The 18,284-nt window shown below is 72.2% G+C and carries 17 protein-coding genes; 6 read left to right on the forward strand and 11 right to left on the reverse strand.

Annotated elements, in window-relative coordinates:
- The first annotated feature begins 54 nt into the window (after positions 1–54).
- From IPV10_RS11885 to IPV10_RS11895, 3 genes are read left to right on the forward strand one after another with little or no spacing between them, the layout of a single operon-like run.
- Positions 55–1,101 carry a nitronate monooxygenase family protein gene (locus tag IPV10_RS11885; protein WP_207484104.1) on the forward strand — a complete coding sequence of 349 codons (1,047 nt, stop codon included), beginning with the start codon at positions 55–57 and terminating at the stop codon, positions 1,099–1,101.
- Positions 1,102–1,132: 31 nt separating this feature from the next.
- Positions 1,133–1,390: a type II toxin-antitoxin system Phd/YefM family antitoxin gene (locus IPV10_RS11890; protein ID WP_207484106.1), complete on the forward strand. Its 258-nt coding sequence runs from the start codon at positions 1,133–1,135 to the stop codon at positions 1,388–1,390.
- On the forward strand, positions 1,387–1,782 hold the full coding sequence (locus IPV10_RS11895) for a PIN domain-containing protein (protein ID WP_207484108.1): 396 nt from the start codon (positions 1,387–1,389) through the stop codon (positions 1,780–1,782). The genes IPV10_RS11890 and IPV10_RS11895 overlap by 4 nt, the downstream gene beginning before the upstream one ends.
- Positions 1,783–1,806: 24 nt before the next feature.
- On the opposite strand, the gene purU is transcribed toward IPV10_RS11895, so the two are convergent.
- Entirely contained in the window at positions 1,807–2,658 is an 852-nt protein-coding gene (gene purU / locus IPV10_RS11900; protein ID WP_207484110.1) for a formyltetrahydrofolate deformylase, read from the reverse strand.
- Positions 2,659–2,732: 74 nt separating this feature from the next.
- Here purU and IPV10_RS11905 point away from each other — a divergent pair, with 74 nt between their 5' ends.
- Positions 2,733–3,191, forward strand: a complete 459-nt coding sequence (locus IPV10_RS11905) for a glutaminase (protein WP_207484112.1) — start codon at positions 2,733–2,735, stop codon at positions 3,189–3,191.
- Positions 3,192–3,214: 23 nt separating this feature from the next.
- Here IPV10_RS11905 and IPV10_RS11910 read toward each other — a convergent pair whose 3' ends face one another.
- The 3 genes from IPV10_RS11910 to IPV10_RS11920 are packed head-to-tail and all read right to left on the reverse strand — an operon-like array spanning position 3,215 to position 5,425.
- On the reverse strand, positions 3,215–3,931 hold the full coding sequence (locus tag IPV10_RS11910; protein WP_207484114.1) for a GMP synthase: 717 nt from the start codon (positions 3,929–3,931) through the stop codon (positions 3,215–3,217).
- Positions 3,932–3,975: 44 nt separating this feature from the next.
- Complete coding sequence (locus tag IPV10_RS11915) at positions 3,976–4,707, reverse strand: LysR family transcriptional regulator substrate-binding protein (RefSeq protein WP_207484125.1); 732 nt, start codon at positions 4,705–4,707, stop codon at positions 3,976–3,978.
- Positions 4,708–4,726: 19 nt separating this feature from the next.
- The gene (locus IPV10_RS11920) at positions 4,727–5,425 is read right to left on the reverse strand and encodes a metalloregulator ArsR/SmtB family transcription factor (protein WP_207484127.1); all 699 of its coding nucleotides are present in this window, start codon (positions 5,423–5,425) and stop codon (positions 4,727–4,729) included.
- A 78-nt stretch (positions 5,426–5,503) separates the two neighbouring features.
- Between IPV10_RS11920 and IPV10_RS11925 the strand changes: the two genes are divergently transcribed.
- Positions 5,504–5,914 (forward strand): hypothetical protein, encoded by a 411-nt coding sequence (locus tag IPV10_RS11925; protein ID WP_207484129.1) that lies wholly within the window; start codon positions 5,504–5,506, stop codon positions 5,912–5,914.
- Between the two features lie 142 nt (positions 5,915–6,056).
- Here the strand turns inward: IPV10_RS11925 and IPV10_RS11930 are convergent, their stop codons facing one another.
- The 6 genes from IPV10_RS11930 to IPV10_RS11955 all read right to left on the reverse strand — a co-directional run bounded on the left by IPV10_RS11930 (position 6,057) and on the right by IPV10_RS11955 (position 15,258).
- Positions 6,057–6,464 (reverse strand): transferase, encoded by a 408-nt coding sequence (locus IPV10_RS11930; RefSeq protein WP_207484131.1) that lies wholly within the window; start codon positions 6,462–6,464, stop codon positions 6,057–6,059.
- A gap of 80 nt (positions 6,465–6,544) precedes the next feature.
- Complete coding sequence (locus tag IPV10_RS11935; protein WP_207484133.1) at positions 6,545–7,318, reverse strand: Fpg/Nei family DNA glycosylase; 774 nt, start codon at positions 7,316–7,318, stop codon at positions 6,545–6,547.
- Entirely contained in the window at positions 7,318–8,112 is a 795-nt protein-coding gene (locus IPV10_RS11940) for an EI24 domain-containing protein (RefSeq protein WP_207484135.1), read from the reverse strand. The genes IPV10_RS11935 and IPV10_RS11940 overlap by 1 nt, the downstream gene beginning before the upstream one ends.
- A gap of 22 nt (positions 8,113–8,134) precedes the next feature.
- Entirely contained in the window at positions 8,135–12,844 is a 4,710-nt protein-coding gene (locus IPV10_RS11945; protein ID WP_207484137.1) for an ATP-dependent helicase, read from the reverse strand.
- A 42-nt stretch (positions 12,845–12,886) separates the two neighbouring features.
- The gene (locus tag IPV10_RS11950; protein ID WP_207484140.1) at positions 12,887–14,227 is read right to left on the reverse strand and encodes a CHAT domain-containing protein; all 1,341 of its coding nucleotides are present in this window, start codon (positions 14,225–14,227) and stop codon (positions 12,887–12,889) included.
- The gene (locus IPV10_RS11955) at positions 14,224–15,258 is read right to left on the reverse strand and encodes a hypothetical protein (RefSeq protein ID WP_207484142.1); all 1,035 of its coding nucleotides are present in this window, start codon (positions 15,256–15,258) and stop codon (positions 14,224–14,226) included. The genes IPV10_RS11950 and IPV10_RS11955 overlap by 4 nt, the downstream gene beginning before the upstream one ends.
- Before the next feature lie 80 nt (positions 15,259–15,338).
- Here IPV10_RS11955 and IPV10_RS11960 point away from each other — a divergent pair, with 80 nt between their 5' ends.
- Positions 15,339–16,634 carry a PA2928 family protein gene (locus IPV10_RS11960; RefSeq protein ID WP_207484144.1) on the forward strand — a complete coding sequence of 432 codons (1,296 nt, stop codon included), beginning with the start codon at positions 15,339–15,341 and terminating at the stop codon, positions 16,632–16,634.
- On the opposite strand, the gene IPV10_RS11965 is transcribed toward IPV10_RS11960, so the two are convergent.
- Positions 16,627–18,284: ABC-F family ATP-binding cassette domain-containing protein (locus IPV10_RS11965; RefSeq protein ID WP_207484146.1), on the reverse strand; the 1,658-nt coding region annotated here is incomplete at its 5' end. The two genes, IPV10_RS11960 and IPV10_RS11965, sit on opposite strands and share 8 nt — an antisense overlap.

Raw genomic sequence — 18,284 nt, forward strand, 5'->3', positions numbered from 1 at the left:
GGCTGGGAGGTCACACTCCGTCTGAGGGGTCGCCACCGGGCGTAGCCTCGGACCATGAGTGATCTGCGCGCGCTGCTCGGCATCGAGCATCCGATCTTCCTCGGCCCGTTCGGCGGGCTGTCCTCCGTGGCGCTCACCGCCGCCGTGAGCGACGCGGGAGGGCTCGGCTCGTACGGTCTGTACGGGTACGACGGCGACCGGATCCGCTCGGCTGTGGCGGCGCTGCGCGAGGCCACAGCGCGCCCGGTCGGCGTGAACATCTGGCTGCCCATGGGGGACGAGGCCGAGCCGAACGCGCAGCACGCGATCTTCGCGCAGGCGCTGCAGCCGTTCTACGACGCGGTCGGCGTCGAAGTGCCGCCACGGCCGGAGCGCTACCTGCCGGCGCTGGAAGAGCAGCTCGAGGCGATCTGGGATGCCGCTCCCGCCGTGCTCAGCGTCGTGTTCGGCGTGCCGTCGGGCGAGGTCGTGGATGAGGCGCGCCGGCGCGGCATCCGCGTGGTGGGCACAGCCACGACGGTCGGCGAGGCGGTGGCGCTGGCGGACGGCGGGGTCGACGCGATCGTCGCGACCGGAGCCGAGGCCGCCGGGCATCGAGTGTCGTTCCTGCGGCCGGCCGAGGAGTCCCTGGTCGGCACCTTCGCGCTCGTGCCGCAGGTGGTCGACGCGGTGGACGTGCCGGTGATCGCCGCCGGCGGGATCGCCGACCGCCGGGGCGTCGCGGCCGCGTTCGCGCTCGGCGCCTCGGGAGTGCAGGTGGGCACGGCGTTCCTCGCGACCGCCGAGTCCGCCGCGACGCAGGCGCACCGCGACGCGATCCGCGCGACCTCGGCCGACGACACCGTGCTCACCAGGGCCATGAGCGGACGACTGGCCCGCGGCGCGCGCAACCGCGCCGTGCGCGCGATCGAGGCCGGCGGCACGGTCGCGCCGTTCCCGATGCAGAACTGGCTCACCGGGAGGTTCCGCGCCGCCGCCGGGGAGCAGAACCTCGGCGAGCTGCAGTCCCTGTGGATGGGGCAGGCCGCGCCGCTCGCGACCAGGGAGGCTGCGGCCGAGGTTTTCGCCGAACTGCTCGCGGGGGTGCCGGCCGAGCATTGATGTTAGCCAGATCTCTGGCTAACATGGCGTCATGTCGACCTACAGCGTGCTCGATGCGCGGAACAATCTGTCCCGCCTGATCGCCGACGCGCAGTCCGGGCTCGAGGTGGTCATCACGAACAGAGGAGTACCCGTGGCGCAGATCACGTCCGTCGCCTCGGTCGATGCGCCTCTGACAGGCGCGGCGCTCGCCGAGTGGATCGAAGCTCATCCGCTTCCGGCGCGGCTCGTGCGCTCCGCCGCCGAGATCGACGCGCAGATCGCCGAGGCGCGAGAGGGCTGGGAGTGATCTACCTCGACGCCTGCATCCTCATCTACGCACTCGAGGATCGCGGAATCAGAGGCGATCGCGTGCGGCGGGCGCTGGCATCGGTGCGCTCGCTGGTCGCGACCAGCCCGCTGGTACTCCCGGAGTGCCTGGTCGGTCCGCTCCGCGCGGGGGATATGGAATTGCGGGACCGCCACCTGGCGCTCTACGAGCGGGTGGAGCACATCGACCTCGGACCGGAGGTCTTCGTGCGCGCCGCCGAGTTACGTGCCGAATTCGGGTTGAGGACTCCGGACGCACTGCACCTGGCGGCGGCTCAGCTGGCGGGTTGCGAGGAGCTCTGGACGAATGACAGGCGGCTTGCCGCAGCATCCCGCGGGCTTGCGGTCGACGTGATCGGCGAGGACGTCTGATTCCGGCGCGCGCGTCCGAAGCGCCTAGAGGATGACGGTGGACCGGCCGTGCACGATCACGCGGTCCTCCGCATGCCACTGCACGGCGCGAGCGAGCACCAGGCGCTCGACGTCGGCGCCTCGGCGCTGCAGCTCCGCAGCCGACTCGGAGTGCGTGACGCGGGTGACGTCCTGCTCGATGATCGGGCCCTCGTCGAGGTCGGCCGTCGCGTAGTGCGCGGTCGCGCCGATCAGCTTCACGCCGCGATCCTTCGCCCGCGCGTAGGGGTTCGCGCCGATGAACGCGGGGAGGAACGAGTGGTGGATGTTGATCACCGGCGCACCGACCCGCTCGATGAAGTCGTCCGTGAGGATCTGCATGTAGCGGGCGAGCACGACCAGGTCGACGTTGCCCTGCAGCAGCTCGAGCTGCCGCGCCTCCATCGACTCCTTGTCGCCCGAGGGGATGTGCACGAACGGCACGCCGAATCCGCGCACGGCCTCGGCGAGGTCGGGGTGGTTGGAGACGACCATCGTGACGTCGATGTCGAGCTGACCGCGCTGCGTGCGCCAGAGCAGCTCCATCAGGCAGTGGTCGTACTTCGAGACGAAGATCGCGACGCGCTTGCGTCGCGCGGTGTCGTGCAGCGACCACTCCATGCCGAAGCGCTCCGCGACCGCCGCCAGGTCGGCCTCGAGCGCGGGGCGCGCAGCCGACAGACCGGGGAGGTGGATGACGGTGCGCTGGAAGAACCGGCCGCCCTCCGAGTCGGTGGAGTGCTGGTCGAGCGAGATGATGTTCGCTCCGTGCTCGGCGAGCACGCCCGCGACGGCGGCGACGATGCCGGGCTGATCGTCGCAGGCGATGAGCAGGCGGGCGGTGTCTGGCTGAGACATGGAAGCTCCTCGGGGTGTGCATCGATTCTGCCGTGGATGCGGCGACCGGGCGAATCGGCTCCTACCCTGGAGTCGTGGACACAGTCGTGCAGCTCCTCGCCTCCGCGCGTGAGGCGCTGGCCGGCGCTCCGAAGGAGGGGCTCGGCGAGGACCGCGACTCCCGCTGGCGCGGGCGTCGGATCGTGCGGGTCGGGGAAGCCTGGCATCTCGGCGTGCTGCTGCTCACCGACGACCACGTGCTCGCGACGGCCGAAGTGCTCCGTGCGGCGGAGCCGGGCCGCCGGGGCTACACCGCGGAGTCGGCGCGGGAGCGAGCGGCGCGGCGGGCCGAGGCGCTGCGCGGCGGATTCCGCGAGGGCGAGGTCGTCCACGTCGGCTGGAGCGTCATCGACGCGTACGCAGTGGATGCCGGCGGCTCGTCCGGGCCGCTGGCGAGGATCGACGGGGTTCCGTCTGTCCGCTGGAGCGCGGCGGGCGGGTACATGCCGCTGGCCGGCTACCTGCGGGAGCGGGTGGAGCTGCTGCGCGGCTGAACGATCGACGCGCGCGGCGGAGGTCAGGCGAAGTGCTCGGCGAAGCGGCGGAGCAGGGCCGCTCCCTCGGTGACGGATGCCGAGAGCACCTGCCCCTGCACGACGTCGAACTCGTCCGGATCGAAGTAGCCGGTGGTGCGGTAGAACGTCATCCGGTCGGCGAAGTCGCGCGGGGTCGGCTCGGGGTGGAACTGCGCCGCGTACAGGTGCGTGCCCACCCGGTACGCCTGCACGGGGCAGATCGGGTTCGTGGCGAGCAGCACGCCGCCGTCCGGAACGGCGATCGAGCTCTCCTTGTGGGCCGTGAAGACCGTGAGCGCCGGGGCGCTGGGCCCGAAGACCGGATCGGCCGCGCCATCGGCGGTGGTCTCGATGACCGTCGCGCTGGCGGACTCCGGAGTGTCGAGCGTGACCTCGCCGCCGAGCATCCTCGTCACGACTCCGATGCTGAAGCACGTGAAGAAGGCGGCGATCCCGCCGTCGATCGCGTGCCGGGCGATGCGCTGCAGGTCGGTCTCCACGTGCTGCTGCAGAGCCGACTTGCTCGCGTCGCTCACGTTGTACGGGGACCCGCCGACGACCACGCCGCGGTAGCGCGCCAGCCGCGCGGGGTCGACCCGCTCCTCGAGCAGGTCCAGGCGGTCGACGACGTCCACGCCGAGCGCCCGCCGGAACGAGTCGTGCTCGGCATCCGCCGCCCCGGTCTCCGGGCGCACGCAGACGTACAGAAGCGAGGCCATCCGGAAATTCTAACGAGCGCCGGGCGACGGCGATGCCGCCGGGGTCATCGGGAGGAATTCGCGGTGCGTCCGCGCACGATGCCGACGAACGTCTCGACGTCCGTCGTGGTGCGCTCCCGCGGCCAGGCCAGCGCCACGGTCGAGGACGGCCCGTCGACGAGCGGGCGGTGATCGACGTCCTTGCGGTGGTGCAGGCGCGCGAGCGACATCGGCACGATCACGATTCCCGCTCCGGATGCCGCGGTCTCGATCGCGTCGGAGGCGGGGAGCGGGGCGAACTTCGCCGGCACGGCGCCAGGGACCTCGATCGCGCCGAGTGCATCGTCCGACAGCGGGATCACCACCTCACCAGCCAGATCGGCGACAGTCAGCTCGTCGACGGCGAGGAGATGGGACTCGATCGCCGCGACGACCACGGGGGTCTCATCGTAGAGCGCGATGACGTTCAGGCCGGCGTCGTCCAGCGGCAGGCGGATGAGCGCGGCGTCGACGCCGTCGATCGCCGCGCGCTGCGCGGCGACCTCGATCGGGACGAGTTCCAGCGGCACTCCCGGCATGCGCTGCTTCCAGGCGTCGATCCACTTGCCCGGCGTGGCGCCGGGGACTGCTCCGAGCCGGAAGGTGCGCGGCTCGTCGGGCGACTCTGCCGGCGCATCGAAGACGACCTTCGCGGTCTTCTTCGCGGATCGCGGCGCCGGGACGCGCTCGGCCCTGTTCCGGCGCACGGGCGTGCCGCGGCCCTTGCCGCGCAGCGGCTTGCGTCCCTGTCCTGCCATAGGCCCAGAGTATCGGGCGCTAGCGCTCCTGCGCGGTGTCCGAGCGCCGCACCGTCACGCAGCAGCGGTTCTCGCCGGGGTCGAGGTCGGCCTGCAGGTGCGCGCAGCCGAGACCCTCGGCGACCCCCTTCACGTAGGCGTGGTTCATCGAGCAGACGAGCCCGGTGTGCTCCCGGGCGAGGGTGTCGAAGGGGCAGTTCGCGAGCAGCATCCGCTCGTCCGCGATCCTCGGCTCGTATCCGTGCACCGCCAGGACGCCGCCGAGCCGGTCGAGCTCGGGGGCGTCGTGGTCTGCGGCCCCCGCGGCTCCGACGCGGTCGCCCTCCTCGCGCGCGACCTGCTCGATCGCCTCATCGAGCGGAAGCCCGGTGCCCGACCGCTCGATCGCGCGGGCGAGGAGGTGGCCGGCCAGATCGTATCGCCGCGGGGGCAGGGACACCGAGACGGTGCCGCTCGCGCGGCGGTAGAGCTTCGAGGGGCGTCCTGCGCCTGGGCCGCTGCGTCCGCTGAGACGGCGGAACTCGACGTCGAGCAGGCCGGCGTCGACGAGCTTGTCGAGGTGGAACTTCGCGACGTGCGCCGGCACTCCGATCGCGGAGGCCGCGTCGTCCCGGCCGATCGCGTCGTCCTGCGCCGAGACGCAGGCGTACAGGGCCTCGCGGGTCGGATCCGCGAGGGCGCCGATGCGGGAGGCATCCGTCGTGATGTCAGCAGTCACGTCTAAATGATAATCCTCTTGTTTTTAGAGTCAAGCGCTTCTAGCGTATATAAAAACCTCTTTTAGAAAGGAAGAGTCATGAGCACTCGAACCGAGACCCGCCTTCCGCTGATGCAGGACGGGAGCCGGCAGGCATTCCTGCTGCTGCGCGGCGTGTTCACCGTCGCGCCGATCCTGTTCGGACTGGACAAGTTCCTGCGGCTCCTCACGCCCGACTGGGAGCGCTACCTCGCCCCGTGGATGGACGCCATCATCCCGGGAGATGCGCGCACCGCGATGCTCATCGTCGGTGGCGTCGAGATCGTCGCAGGCATCGTCGTGGCGTTCCTGCCGCGATTCGGCGGCTACCTGGTCGCCGCGTGGCTCTTCGGCATCATCATCAGCCTGGTGAGCGTCGGGGGGTACCTCGACGTCGCGCTCCGCGACTTCGGTCTGCTGGTGGGAGCGCTGGCGCTCGCGCGGCTGGCGTCGGCGCAGCCGAGGCGCTGACGCCAGGCGCACGCGATGACGGCGCGCCGCCGGGGATGCGACGCGCCGCCGGTGGCCGGCCTGCGACTCTGCGGCCGGACCGCTTCTGCGGCTCCGCTGGGGGCCAGGGCCGCAGAAGGTCGTCTCTGCCGGGGGTCTGCGCTCAGGCGGCCAGCCAGAGGCCCTTCCGGTCGGTGGCCACGGTCAGCCCGGCAGCCACCGTCTCGTCGTCGCCGATGCGTGCTCCGCGGACGATGCGCGCGCCGGGTCCGACCTCGGTGCGGACGCCGATGTGCGCGCCGTCGCCGATCGCAGCGCCCTGGCCGATGTGCGCATGCGCGTCGATGTGCGCTCCCTCGCCGATCACGGCATCCGCGTCGACCCATGCGCCGCGGGCGACAGTCGCCCCGGCGCCGACGCGCGCGCCGGGTTCGATGTAGGCGCCTGCTTCGATGTGCGCCTTCGGATGCACCTTCGCGCCATGCGCGACGAGACCACGGCCGTTGGCGTGCTTGCGGTAACGCAGCGTCGCTCCCTGGTCGTTCTCGATGTCGACGTAGTTCTTGCCCACGATTCCTCCCGTGCCCGGAGTTCTCCGGATATAGCAACAACCACGGAAGGTCATGATTCATTCCCGCCCGGGGATGTCCCTCATCGCTGGCACGAGGGGCACCAGAACGTGACGCGCTCGCGGGTGGGATCCGCGCCCTGCTCGCCCCGGCGGATGAGGGTTCCGCATCGCCGGCAGGGTCGTCCGGCGCGACCGTACACCCAGGTGGTGCTGCCCGGCCGGTTGACGCCGGTGAAGGTGCGGTCGGCCCGGTCGCGGTTGGCGCGGATCGTGCGGACGCCGAGATCGATGAGCGCCGCGACGTCGGCCTCGGGGGTCGGCGTCGTCGGCAGGATTCCGCGCAGGAAGAGGAGCTCCGCCGCGTACTCGTTGCCGAAGCCCGCGACGTTGCGCTGGTCGAGGAGGGCGACATGGATGCTGCGCGTGTCGGCGCCGAGACGCCGCGCCGCCTCGGCGGCATCCCAGTCGTCGGCGAGCGGATCGGGGCCGAGATGACCGACCAGCCGCGACTCCTCGCGAGTCGGCACGACCTCCACCTCGGCGAGATCGACGCCCACTGCCTCGTGATGCGCTGTCCCGACGATCGCGCGCACCTTGAAGGCCGGATGCCGCCACCTCTCGCCCGGCCGGTACACGAACCACGCGCCCTCCATGCGCAGATGCGAATGGAGCGTGCTGTCGCCGATCCGCAGCAGCAGATGCTTGCCGCGGGAGACGGCCGCGTGCACCGGCCGGCCGGTCAGATCGAGAGTCGCGGCTCGCGGCACGCGGATGTCGAACCGCGTGACGTCGGCGCCGGCGAGGGCCTCATCGAGGCGCCTGGCCGTGCGGAAGACGGTGTCGCCCTCCGGCATCAGGCGAGTCCGGGAGCGGCTGGAGGCGGCGGCGCCGCCGGGGACTGTGCCGCGGGCGTGAGCGGGGTGCGGGTCATCATGTCCCGCGCCAGCATCGTGGAGGCGGCGACCGCCGCCGGCATCACGACGACGGCGCCGCCGGGGATCAGGAAGCACAGCTGGGTCGCGACGCCGAAGCCGAGCACCCTCGCCCTGCTGCCGGAGAACAGCGTCGCCCGCTCGGCAGGGCTGAGATCGCGGGCGTCGAAGGCCCGGCCGGTGAGCTCGCGTGCCAGCAGCCGCCCCGACAGCACCACGCCCGCGATCGGTCCGAGGAATCCACCGACCAGCGGGATGAGGCCGACCAGCAGCACGAGCAGGGCGATCAGGATGCCGAGCACGACGAGCCGGAGCCCCTCCGCCATGGCCGACCAGAAGCCGCCGCCGTCCGCCGGCGGTGCGTCGCCGAGGTCGGCCTCCACGGCTCGCCAGATCCGCTGGTAGAACGGGTCGCCGATGGTCAGAGTCAGCGCGCTGAACACGGTTCCGGCGAGGGCGACGGCGGCGGCGACGAGCACGAACCCGACCGCGCCGCGCAGCAGGCCCTGCCACGGCGCCGGCCATTCCTCGGCGAACGGGGTCATCCACGCGGTGAGGGCGGAGAGCCCGAAGAAGAGCGGGAGGAGCGCTGCGGCGAGGAGCGCGAACGCGATCAGCGCGGGGATGAGGCCCAGGTTCATCAGCCCGGGACGCGTGCGCCAGAGCCCGAACCCGCGGAGCAGGATCCGGACGCCGGTGCTGAACTCCTTGATCATGCGTCTCAGCGTAAACGGTCGCTCAGACGGCCTTGCGGAGGGTGTAGCCGCGAGGCGTCACGACGAAGCCGGCCTCCTGCAGCGCGAGGGCGAAATCGGTGCCGTAGACGCCCTCGCCGTTGACCTTCTCGACGGTGAGGGTCTCGAGGCGCCGGGCGCGGGACGTCGCCGCGAGGTCGGCGGCGGCGGCCCGCAGCGTCTCGGCGTCGTCTGCGAAGGACAGCACGGTGCGGCCCCCGCGCTCGAGGTAGAGGGCCAGGGCTCCGTCGACCAGGACGACCAGCCCTCCCGCCTTGCGGCCCGGCCGGTGCGAGACCCCCTCGCGACGCGGCCAGCCGAGCGCAGCCCCGTAGGGGTTCGCCGGGTCGGTCGCGGCGAGCGTCACCGCCTTCCGCGGCGGAGGATCGGCGAGCCCGGCGAAGGTGCGCAGGCGGTCGACCGTCGCGGATGCCGCGAACTGCGCGGCGCCGAGCTGCTCGATCACATACCCGCGACGGCAGTGCCCTGCCTCTTCGAACCCGGCGAGGACGCGGTAGGCCTGGGCGAAGCCGCCTGGCACGCCCTCGGCCTGCACGGCGCCGCGGGTGACCACGCCGTAGCGGTCGAGGAGCAGCCCGGCGGTGACCGTCGCCCGCCGAGCCGGATCGGTCTCGACGGCCGGGAGCAGCGACCAGCGGCCCCCGACCGAGGTCGGCCTCGGCGTCGTGCGCGCCAGCGACATGCCGCGATAGGTGCGTGCACGCGGTGCACGCCGGGTGGTCTTGTGCGCCTGGGATCCGCCGGCCAGCAGCGACCGGATCGGCGCGAAGGTGTCGTTCGTGACGCGCCCGGACCACGTGAGCGCCCACAGCGCCTCGAGCACCGACTGCTCGTTCTCGGCGCCGGCCATGTCCTTGAGCTGCGCGGCGAAGTAGGCGCCTCCTGCGCCGAGGGCGGCGAGCACGCGCGCCTCCAGCGAGTCCGCCGCGATCTCGGTCTCGGTGTCGTCCTGCAGGGAATCGGCGAGCACGGCGTCAGGGAGCGTGAACGGGGCGAGGTCGGCCGGATACAGCGACACCCAGCCGTCGCGGCCGGGGAGCGTGCCGTTGCCGGCCCACACGACCTCGCCTGCCGTGGTGAGCTCGTCGAGCATGGCCGGGGTGTAGTCGTGCACGCGCGCGGGCAGCACAAGCGACTCCCACGCGCTCGCGGGGATCGGCACGCCCGCGAACTGCTCGATGACGGTGAGCACTCCGTCGAGCCCCTCGAGAGGCCGGTTCAAGTGCTGCCAGTCGGGCAGGAATCGTGCGTAGGCCTCGGGCGAGACGGGCTCGACGCTGCCGCGGATCGCGGCGAGCGACCGCATCCGCAGCCGGCGCAGCACCTCGGTGTCGCACCATTCGCTCTGATCCTGGGTCCCTGAGCCTGTCGAAGGGCCGGCGGCGGTCGGCAGGAAGTATCCGCTGGTGATCCGTCCGGCGGTCTCGAGCCGCTGGAGAGTGTGCCGCGCGACGGCGCCGCCGATGCCGAAGCGGATGGCGACGGCATCCGTCGTGAAGGGACCGTGCGTTCGTGCATGGCGGGCGACGAGGTCGCCGAGCGGGTCGGCCACCGGCTCGAGGAACGCCACGGGGATGCCGGTGGGCAGGGCGACTCCCAGCGCGTCTCGCAGGCGCCCGGCGTCTTCGATCGCGGCGACGCGTTGCACGCCGGCGATGGTCACCGGGATGGCGCGGCGAGAGGTGATCAGGGTGTCGAGGTGGGCCTGTGCGGCGCGTGCGCCTGCCGCGGGAACCGGTGATTCGGCCGTTTCCAGGCGCGCGGCGACCTCTGTCGCGTCGAGCGGCCCGAGCATCCGCAGCAGGTCGGCGACCCCCTCCAGGCCTCGGGCGTGGCGCTCGGGGTCGAGGCGCTGGGCCTCGCGCTCGAACTGGGCGATCACGTCGGGGTCGAGGAGCTCGCGCAGCTCGACAGTGCCGAGCAGCTCTCCGAGCAGCGCAGGGTCGACCGACAGTGCGGCGGCCCGCCGTTCGGCGAGCGGCGAGTCGCCCTCGTACATGAAGGCGCCCACGTACCCGAACAGGAGATCCCGCGCGTACGGAGAGGGCTGAGACGGCTCGGTCTCGACGAGGCGGACGCGGCGGTCGGCGATCGAGGTGGCGAGCGTGCGCAGCGACGGGAGGTCGTAGACGTCCTGCAGCACCTCGCGCAGCGTCTCCAGGATCACCGGGAAGGTCGGATGCCGGCGGGCCACCTCGAGCAGCTGCGCCGAGCGCTGCCGCTGCTGCCAGAGCGGGGAGCGCCGGTTCGGGTTGGTCCGCGGCATCAGCAGCGCGCGCGCAGCGCACTCGCGGAAGCGGGAGGCGAACAGCGCGGACCCGCCGACCTCCTCGGTCACGATGTGCTCGAGCTCCTCGGGCTCGAACACGAACAGCTCGGCGCCGGGCGGCTCCGCCTCGGCATCCGGGATCCGAACGATGATCCCGTCGTCGCTGGCGACCGCCGATCCCTCGACGCCCAGGCGCTCGCGGATCCTCGCGTTGATCGCCAGCGCCCATGGCGCGTGCACCTTCATGCCGTATGGGGAATGCAGGATGACCCGCCAGTCGCCGACCTCGTCACGCCCGCGCTCGACGGTCAGCGTGCGGTCGGTGGGGAGCGTCCCTGTCGCCTCGCGCTGCTCCGTGAGATGCGCGATCAGGTTCGCCCTCGCCTGCTCGTCGAGCCCGGCCTCGATCAGACGCTGCGCCGCCTTCTCCGGCGTCGCGGCGGCGACCTCGCGCGAGAACCGGCCGAGCGCCTCGCCGAGCTCGTACGGGCGGCCGATGCCGTCGCCGTGCCAGAACGGCACCTTGCCCGGCTGTCCGTACGCCGGGATCACGTTGACCCGGTCGTGCGTGATCTCGGCGATCCGCCAGCTCGTGGTGCCGAGGGTGAAGACGTCACCGACTCGCGACTCGTAGACCATCTCCTCGTCGAGCTCGCCGACGCGGCGTCCGGCCCCTTCGCCGGCGACGAAGACACCGAAGAGTCCGCGGTCGGGGATCGTGCCGCCGCTGGTCACCGCGATGCGCTGCGCGCCGGGGCGGCCGGTGAGGGTGCCGGCGTCGCGATCCCAGACGAGGCGGGGCCGGAGCTCGGCGAACTCGTCGGACGGGAACCGCCCGGCGAGCAGGTCGAGCGTCGCCTCGTACGCCGAGCGCGGCAGCGACTGGAACGGTGCGGAGCGGCGGACCGTCTCGAACCACTCCTCGACGCCGATCTCGCCGAGGGCGCTCGCCGCCACCGTCTGCTGGGCGAGGATGTCGAGCGGGTTCCGCGGCACCTGGATCGCCTCGATCCTGCCCGCGAGCATCCGCTCGGTGACGATCGCGGTGTGCAGCACGTCGCCACGGTGCTTCGGGAACAGGGCCGCGCGGCTGATCTCGCCGACCTGGTGGCCGGCGCGGCCGACGCGCTGCAGGCCGGATGCCGCTGACGGCGGCGCCTCGACCTGGATGACGAGGTCGACGGCGCCCATGTCGATGCCCAGCTCGAGGCTGCTGGTCGCGACGACGCAGCGCAGGACGCCCGACTTCAGCTCCTCCTCGACCTGCGCGCGCTGCTCCTTGGAGACCGATCCGTGGTGCGCCTTGGCGAGCACGGGGTCGGCACCTGCCGTCGCGCCGGCCTGCGCCATCATGGCGGCGGGGACCGTCGTCTCCGGGAGCGGGATGCCGTTGCGCTCCGCGTAGATCTCGTTCAATCGCCCCGTGAGCCGCTCGGCCAGACGCCGGGAGTTCGCGAACACGATCGTGGAGTTGTTCTGCAGGATGCGATCGACGATCGCCTCCTCGACGTGCGGCCAGACGGAGCCGGTGACCTCGGTGTATTCCGCATCAGTCGTCGGAGCCTGGGTCCCTGAGCCGGTCGAAGGGCCGGGCGGCGGGGGCGGATTGGTCATGTCCTCCATCGGGACGACGACTGCGAGCTCGAACGTCTTCGAGGCGGGAGGGGCGACGATCTCGACAGGTGCCGAACCGCCGAGGAAGCGGGCGACCTCGTCGATCGGGCGGACGGTGGCGGAGAGGCCGATCCTCTGAGCAGCCTTGAACTCGCTGGGTTCCTGAGCCAGTCGAAGGGCATGCGTGCGGCGCAGCGCGTCGAGGCGTTCGAGGCTCACCGCGAGGTGCGCACCGCGCTTGGTCGCCGCGACCGCGTGCACCTCGTCGATGATCACGGTGTGCACGTCGCGCAGCGTCTCGCCGGCGCGGCTGGTGAGCATCAGGTAGAGGGATTCGGGGGTCGTGATGAGGATGTCGGGCGGATCGGCGACGAGCTTGCGCCGGTCGCTCGAGGTCGTGTCACCCGAGCGCACGCCGACGGTCACTGTCGGGGCGGGGACACCGAGCCGCCGGGCGGACTGGCCGATGCCGATGAGGGGCGAGCGGAGGTTCCGCTCCACGTCGACGCCCAGCGCCTTCAGCGGGGAGATGTAGAGGATGCGCGTGCGCGACGTGTCCTTCTTCGGGGCGGGATCCGCCATCGCCGTCCGCTCGCGGGCATCGCCCGCTGTCCGCTCGCGGAACACGCTGTCGATCGCCCAGAGGAAGGCCGAGAGCGTCTTCCCCGAGCCGGTCGGGGCGACCACGAGCGCGTGCTTGCCCGCCGAGATCGCGTCCCACGCTCCCGCCTGCGCGGGGGTGGGCGCGCTGAAGGCACCACGGAACCAGTCCTGCGTGGCGGGCGTGAAGCGGTCGAGCACGTCGCTCATCCCTCCATCTTCGCCGAGGCCGGGGACATCGGGGGGAGTCGCTCAGTTCCGAGACGGAATGCTCGCACCCGCAGCGGGTGCAGGAGTCCACGCGGTCGCCAGCGCACCCCAGATGATCGGGGAGTGACGGGGGTCGCCGGTCGAGGTCCACAGCATCCGCTGCTCGCGCTGCCAGGCGCCGAGCGCCGCGACCGGATCCGCGGCCTCGTGGGCGGCGTTCACGGCGACGATCGCGTCGGTCAGCATGCCCGCCGCGCGGTCGCCGAGCTGGGGCGCGAGGCGTCGCAGTCCCGCCTCGGTCGGCAGGGTCCAGCGCGTCGCGGTGACGTACTCGGCGCCGCGGTGCGCGAACGCGGCCACGAGTCCCGTCGGCTCGGCGAAGCGCATGTCGGTGCCCGAGTCGCAGGCGATCAGCGCCACCCGGTTCGGCGACCTCAGCGGGGCGAGGGCGTCGCCGCCGAGCGCGATCTCGGCGGCGGAGTACGGGCGGTGCGCTCCGATGAGGGGCGTCGTGCCGGGAGCATCCGCTCCGTCCGAGAGGTGGAGCCTCGCGTCCAGTGCATGCGTCGAGGCCGTCACATGGCCGACGTACAGCAGCCGGCCGGCATCCGCCACAGCCTCAGCGAGTGCGATGCGTCCGATGTCGGAGCGGCGCAAGGCCGCCCCCGACGGGATGCGCCGCGCGTCGAGCTCCTGCACGGCCTGCGCGAGCGGAGACGCCGCATCCACGGGGCCGAGGACGCTGCCCAGTTCGCCGCCTGTCGCGAACCCCGGCACCACGGGATCGAGCACGGCGACCACCGGCGCCTCGGGCGACCAGGGCGACACGGTGCGCGCCGGATCGTTCCGCAGGGTCGGTGGCAGCAGCACCGAGACGTCCGCCATGTCGATGCCGCGCTCGTCGCCCGACGTGCTGAGCAGCTCCCACGGCAGCTGCGCCGTCGATGGCGAGAGCTGGATGCGCAGGTGCGGTCGCCGTCCCGCCTGCTCCAGCGCGTTCAGTTCCGATCCCAGCCATTGCGGGACCAGCGCCGCCGTCAGCGCCTGGGCGAGGTGCTGCTCCCGGTCGGCATCGAGCAGCACGCCATCGGTGAGAGCCCGCCGCAGCGCGTCGATGCCGGTCTCCCCGGCGAGCGGAGTCGGCAGGGCGCGGGCGAGCCGGTCGAGCACCGGGGAGACCAGCTCGCGCCCGATGATCGTCATCCGCGGCGAGTCGGGCTGATGAGCCCAGACCCAGCTGACGAACAGATCCGCCCCGTCGACGAATCGCAGCCGTGCCGTCGGTCGGGCGCCGTCCGGAAGATCGATCAGCACGTTCGCGCCCTCGGTCTTCAGGATCGGCAGCGGAGACCCCAGCTGCGGGTCGTCGCGCCAGTTGCTCACCACGCGTCCACCACAGTGTCGGAGCGCACCGCGACGCCGTACTCGGCCTCGGCCGCCCGGATCCAGGTGTCGAGCACCGGAGCAGCCCCCGGTATCGCCCGCACCCGCGGTGGGGGAGCGAACCGCACGGACGAGGGGGACGCTGCACCGAGAAGCCCGGCGGCCGCGGCGGGCAGCTCCTCCGGCTCCGAGCCCTGCAGATCCTCGAGGGGAGCGGGCTGCGCCTCGAACGGCAGGAGAGCTCCACCCGGCGCATGGTGCGCGCCATCGGATCCGGCGGATGCCGAGGGGCTCGACTGCAGCGTCACGGACGCTGCGGCGTTCTCGACGAGTTCGAAGAGCAGGGCGGTGTCGCCCAGCGTGCGCGCCAAGCGGAACGCCAGTTCCCTGGCAGGCGCGGCGACCTGCAGCGTCCAGCGCTCCCGGGTGCTCCCGGGGGCGAAGCCGTCGCGGAGGGCCTCGGTGACCAGCAGCACCGGGATCGCCAGATCCCTCGCCTTCTCCAGTCGCTGGATGCGCGAGCGCGGCGTGTACGACATCGCCGCCCACTCGGCGTGCATCTCCGCCCGCCGCAGATTGACGCGGCAGCGGTCGGCGGCGGAGCGCGTCAGCTCCAGCGCCGCCCGGTACGCCTCGTCCGCCGCCGGATACCGGTGCCGCGCAGATTCCGCGTCACCGAGGAACGCGTACGCCTCGAGCCGCTCGTGCACGGCGGCATCCTGATCGAACTCTGCGAGCAGGGTCCGCAGCGTTTTCGCCGCAGCACCGGCTCTGCCCGACTGCAGCAGCACCGACGCGAGCCCGGTCCGGCTGGCGGCGAGGCGCGTCGGCCTGATCACGAGCGGGTCGAGGATCAGCTTGAGCGTCCGTACGAGCGGGCGACCCGAGCCGTTGCTGAGCGGAGCGACTCCCGCCCCGAGGTCCAGCCACGCCTGCGCGATCACCTGACCCCGCGGATGCAGCGCGGCGGCGGCATCCGGACCGGATGCGGCTCCTGATGCGGATGGGGAGAGCTGGGCGGAGGCGCTCATGCCCGACAGCCTATAGAGCGGCGCGCGGGCGAAGCCGAACCCGTGATCGGGAGAGCGGGCGCCGTGCCCATGCTGAGGGCATGAACACGAACGAGTCGCGAGGGTATGTGCTGAACGGCAGCACGGTTCTGCCGCTGGGTTCGACGGCCATGCCGTCGCGTGCGCCGCACGACCCGAAGAAGGTGCGCCGCCGCATCCGGCGGGGGTTCCTCGGCCTGTTCATCCTGCCGATCGTGATCGGGGCCCTGATCGTCCTGGCGACCATCCTCTTCTCGCCGGCGACCCGCGACCTCGAGATCCTCCCGGCCGCGGCGGTCGTCAGCATCGACGAGAGCGACGTCGCGGTGGTGGTGTACGCCGACACGTCCCGACCGGGGTTCTTCGAGCCGATGTTCCAGACCAGGGCCGCCGCGATCCGCCTCTCCGACGGCACGCAGCTGTGGGACCAGCGCCTCGACGAGGAGCTGGGCACCGAGGCCGCGGTACTGGCAGGGAACTCGTCGTGGGTGTATCTCGGCACCGATGCGGGTCTCGTGATCCTGGATGCTCGTTCGGGAGCCGTGCACGCGCGGGGCGACGGCATCTCCGGGATCGGCGGCGGCGCGGTGCTGGCCGCGAGCGCGTACGGCTTCGACCCGGAGGCGAACGCGGTGGTCGCGCTCACCGGCACCGGCGCGGTGGTGCAGGTCCCCGTCGGCCGGACGGATGCCGTTGCGGCCGACGCCGCCGTGGCGCGGCGCTGGCAGGGTGTGCTGAGCGCGAGTCCGTTCCTCGATGTCGGCGCGATCACGCGGTCGGTGGAGGCTGCGGCGACCGCCGACGGCACCAGCTTCGAGATCGTCTCGGTCGCCGAGTCGGTCGACAGGGACGCGCTCGTGATCACGTCTCCCGACGGACGCACGATCAGGCGGACCGAGCTCGTCGGAGCCGAGATCCTGCCGGACGTCGGGCTCGACCCGCGCCTGGGCATGCTGCTGGGGACGGGGCAGTTCGTCCCCGGCGACTCCGACGCCATCGACGCGGACGACATCGAGGCGCTGCTCGGACGGGCGCTGGGAGCGGCGGCGCAGCACGGCGTCGTCGTGGCCCCCGCCGGTGCCGCGCAGGGGTTCGTGCTCGTGCAGCACCGCGAGTCGGTGAACGCGGAGCGGATGCTGATCAGCACGATCGACATCGCGAGCGGGCAGATCGTGGCCACCGTCGAGATGCAGAACGACGCGGAGCGGGCCATCGCCGGGCCGTCGGGGACGACGACCGTGATCGCCGCCGCCCCCGGATCCTGGGGCGCGAACGTGCTGCTCGTGCTCGACGGCGACGGCTCCCTGCGGGAGCTCGAGGTGGGTGCCGTGCCGTGGTGGCTGGTCACCTTCAGCTGAACGGCGCGACCGCCTCCGCTTCGCGCAGTGCTCCCTCGGCGTGGATCTCGAGCACCAGGTCGAGTCCGAGCCTGGTGAGGAACGCGTCGTCGTGGCTGACGACGAGCACCGCGCCGCGGTAGGCCCGCAGCGCCTCGACGAGCTGATCGACGGTGTCGATGTCGAGGTTGTTGGTCGGCTCGTCCAGCACCACGAGGTGCGGTGCGGGGTCGCCGAGCAGCACCTTCGCCAGTGCCACGCGGAACCGCTCACCGCCCGAGAGGGCAGCCACCGGCCGGTCTGCAGTGGCGCCCCGGATCAGGAACCGGGCGAGCCTGTTGCGCAGCTCCTTCTCGGGCACCTGCGGCGCGGCATCCGCGATGTTCTCGAACACCGAGCGGGTCTCGTCGAGCCCGTCGACGCGCTGCGGCAGGTAGCCGATGCGGTCGGTGAGGGCCTCGGCGTGCAGCTCATCGTGTTCATGACTCCGGAGAATCGTGCCGGATCCGGCCGAATCGGGCCCGGAACCGTCCAACCGGCCAGGATCTCCGGAGTTGTGAACCGACAGGCCCGACGCGACGAGCCGCTCCAGCAGCGTCGTCTTCCCGGCGCCGTTGCGCCCGATCAGTGCGACCCGCTCGGGTCCCTGGAGCACCCAGGCCCTCTCCTCGTCGCCGAGGACCGCGATGCGGCGGCTCCGGGAGACCTGTGGATCGGGCAGTTCGATCTTCATCGAGCCGTCGGAGCGCACGCGGCGCCCTGCTTCGTCGAGAGAGGCGCGAGCGGCATCCTCCTTCGCACCGACCTCGGTGCGCAGCCGGCCCGCCGAGACCTCGGCCGCCATCTTCCGGCCGTGCGCGACGATCTTCGGCACGCGCTTCTCGAGCTCCGCCTTCCTGGCGGTGCGCGCGCGATGCGCGAGCTTCAGCTCCGCCTCGATCCGCTGACGCTTCTCCTTGCGGAACTCCTGCTTGGCGGTGACCTCGGCCTGCTTCGCGGCATCCTGCTCCGTATCCAGCCAGGCGCGCCACTCCGAGTACGGGCCGCCGAACACGCTCAGGGTCTGTGCGTACAACTCGGCGGTGTCGTCCATCAACTCAAGCAGCGACACGTCGTGACTCACGACGATGAGCGTGCCCTTCCAGGCCTGCACCATCCCGGCCAGCTTCGCGCGGGCCTCGCGGTCGAGGTTGTTGGTCGGCTCGTCGAGGAGGGTGATCGGCGCTCGCCGCAGGCGGATGCCGGCGATCGCCACGAGCACGGCCTCGCCGCCGGAGAGCTCTCCGATGCGCCGGTCGAGGAACTCCGGCGCGAGACCGGCCTCGGCGAGGGATGCCGCGGCGCGCGCCTCGATGTCCCAGTCGTCGCCGACCGCGTCGAAGTGCGCCTGATCGACGTCGCCCGCCGCGATCGCCCTGACCGCGTCGAGCGTCTCGGCCACGCCGAGGAGGTCGGCGACACGGCGTCCGACGTCGAGCGTCAGCCTCTGGGGAAGGTGGGCGACCTCTCCCGCCGAGACGACCCCGGAGGTCGGCTCGAGCTCTCCGGCGATCAGCCGCAGCAGCGTGGACTTGCCGGCGCCGTTGCGTCCGACGAGGCCGGTGCGCCCGGAGCCGAAGGATCCGGAGACCGCGTCGAGCGCGGTCGAGCCGTCGGGCCAGGTGAAGGTGA

This window comes from Microbacterium sp. SD291, from assembly GCF_017355365.1.
In the GTDB taxonomy this organism is placed as follows: Bacteria; Actinomycetota; Actinomycetes; order Actinomycetales; family Microbacteriaceae; genus Microbacterium.

What these genes read in the sequence shown, in the direction of transcription:
- IPV10_RS11890 (WP_207484106.1), top strand. Translation starts at nt 1,133, where the DNA reads ATGTCGACCTACAGCGTGCTCGATGCGCGGAACAATCTGTCCCGCCTG.
- IPV10_RS11945 (WP_207484137.1), bottom strand. Translation starts at nt 12,844, where the DNA reads ATGAGCGACGTGCTCGACCGCTTCACGCCCGCCACGCAGGACTGGTTC.
- IPV10_RS11915 (WP_207484125.1), bottom strand. Translation starts at nt 4,707, where the DNA reads ATGGCAGGACAGGGACGCAAGCCGCTGCGCGGCAAGGGCCGCGGCACG.
- IPV10_RS11910 (WP_207484114.1), bottom strand. Translation starts at nt 3,931, where the DNA reads ATGGCCTCGCTTCTGTACGTCTGCGTGCGCCCGGAGACCGGGGCGGCG.
- IPV10_RS11955 (WP_207484142.1), bottom strand. Translation starts at nt 15,258, where the DNA reads ATGAGCGCCTCCGCCCAGCTCTCCCCATCCGCATCAGGAGCCGCATCC.
- IPV10_RS11885 (WP_207484104.1), top strand. Translation starts at nt 55, where the DNA reads ATGAGTGATCTGCGCGCGCTGCTCGGCATCGAGCATCCGATCTTCCTC.
- IPV10_RS11935 (WP_207484133.1), bottom strand. Translation starts at nt 7,318, where the DNA reads ATGCCGGAGGGCGACACCGTCTTCCGCACGGCCAGGCGCCTCGATGAG.
- IPV10_RS11960 (WP_207484144.1), top strand. Translation starts at nt 15,339, where the DNA reads ATGAACACGAACGAGTCGCGAGGGTATGTGCTGAACGGCAGCACGGTT.
- IPV10_RS11940 (WP_207484135.1), bottom strand. Translation starts at nt 8,112, where the DNA reads ATGATCAAGGAGTTCAGCACCGGCGTCCGGATCCTGCTCCGCGGGTTC.
- purU (WP_207484110.1), bottom strand. Translation starts at nt 2,658, where the DNA reads ATGTCTCAGCCAGACACCGCCCGCCTGCTCATCGCCTGCGACGATCAG.
- IPV10_RS11925 (WP_207484129.1), top strand. Translation starts at nt 5,504, where the DNA reads ATGAGCACTCGAACCGAGACCCGCCTTCCGCTGATGCAGGACGGGAGC.